Here is a 1,476-nt window from a genome sequence, read left to right as displayed (position 1 = left end):
CGCCTGCGCCACCTCGCCGCGACGATGCCGCTGGAACACCTGCTGCTGGAAACCGACGCCCCCGACCAGCCGGACGCGCAGATCCGCGGCGAGGTGGCGCAGGCGCTGGGCGCGGTCGTAGGTCACCGGGCCGCCGAGGCCGAGCAGGAAGCCGCGTTCCCACAGCTGCCGCGCCTGTTCCGGGCTGCCGGCGAAGCTGTGCACCACGCCGCGCACGTCGCCGGCGCGGCGGATGGCCTGGATCACCGCGTCCACCGCGCGGCGCGCGTGCACGATGACCGGCAGGTCGTGCTTCACCGCCAGCGCGAGCTGGCCGTCGAAGTAGTGCGCCTGGGCGTCGCGGTCCAGGGTTTCGATGAAGTAGTCCAGCCCGCATTCGCCGATCGCGCACGGGCGCTCGCGCACGATCCATTCTTCCAGCAGGTCCAGATCGGCTGGCTGGTGGGCGTCGAGGAAGACGGGGTGCAGGCCGTAGGCCGGGTGCAGGCCGGGCCGGGCGGCGCAGACCTCGCGCAGTTTCGGCCAGCCGGCGGCGACGGTGGCCGGGACGATCTGCGCGACGACGCCGGCGGCTTGCGCGCGATCGGTGACGGCGTCGCGGTCGGCGTCGAATTCGTCGGCGTCGAGGTGGCAGTGGCTGTCGATCAGCCGCATCTTTCAGCGGCCGGGCAGCGGCGGCGGGGCGCCCTTGCGGTACTTCCAGTTGGTCAGCAACAAGGTGGCCATGCCCAGGACGATCTCGTCGACGAACGGCACCGGGTCGGGCAGGAACAGGTCGACCACGAACAGCGCGGCCACGACCTTGGCCAGCGTCGGGTAACGCAGGCGGCCGGCCCAGTTCAACAGCGGGATGGCGAGCGGGTTGGGCATCGTGGGTCCTTGAAAACGGTTAAGCGTGAATGAAATCACCCGGCGAAGGTTTTCACACGCACATTCCGGGGAAAGGCGTGGATTTGTTCAGCTTGGTCGTGATGGAATCCCTCCCGTCCCCACAAGCGGACCGTCCTAAAGGAGCAAGGTCAATGAAAAGCAACACGACAACTATACTGGTCGCGGCAGGCGCACTGCTGGTGGGCGGTGTGGCGACGGCCGCCTTCATGAACAACCGCGGCAAGAGCGATGACATCGCGCCGATCGGTGAGAGCCGTCCGGCGCTGGACAACTCGCTGGCCGAGGATCCCAACGCGGTGGCGCCGGGCAAGGGCCTGGAATACGCCGACGTGGTCAAGGTGGATCCGGTCACGCAGAAGGAAAAGGTCTACGCGACGGTCATCGGCAGCGAGGCGGTGCGCGAGACGACGAGCACGTCCACGCCGCACGAGGTGTGCAAGGACGTGGTGGTGCAGGAACGCCTGCCCGAGCGCGACGGCAACGTCGGCGGCACGGTGGTGGGCGCGGTGATCGGCGGCGTGCTGGGCAACCAGGTCGGCGGCGGCAACGGGCGCAAGGTGGCCACGGCGGCCGGCGCGGTGGCCG

General features: G+C 69.6%; 3 protein-coding genes. 1 reads left to right on the top strand and 2 read right to left on the bottom strand.

Annotated features, from left to right (window positions below; all coding sequences use genetic code 11):
* Nucleotides 1-654 (bottom strand): TatD family hydrolase (locus ARC20_RS02125; protein WP_081417994.1); only part of this gene is annotated, 654 nt, incomplete at its 3' end.
* Between the two features lie 3 nt (nucleotides 655-657).
* The gene (locus ARC20_RS02120; protein WP_057643608.1) at nucleotides 658-870 is read right to left on the bottom strand and encodes a DUF6116 family protein; all 213 of its coding nucleotides are present in this window, start codon (nucleotides 868-870) and stop codon (nucleotides 658-660) included.
* Nucleotides 871-1,022: 152 nt separating this feature from the next.
* Between ARC20_RS02120 and ARC20_RS02115 the strand changes: the two genes are divergently transcribed.
* Nucleotides 1,023-1,476 (top strand): glycine zipper 2TM domain-containing protein (locus ARC20_RS02115; RefSeq protein WP_152983941.1); only part of this gene is annotated, 454 nt, incomplete at its 3' end.

Origin of the sequence: Stenotrophomonas panacihumi (genome assembly GCF_001431645.1) — a bacterium.
Lineage (GTDB): Bacteria > Pseudomonadota > Gammaproteobacteria > Xanthomonadales > Xanthomonadaceae > Stenotrophomonas_A > Stenotrophomonas_A panacihumi.
Note: the sequence above shows the minus strand (reverse complement) of the source record. Positions and strands in the feature narration are given on the sequence as shown.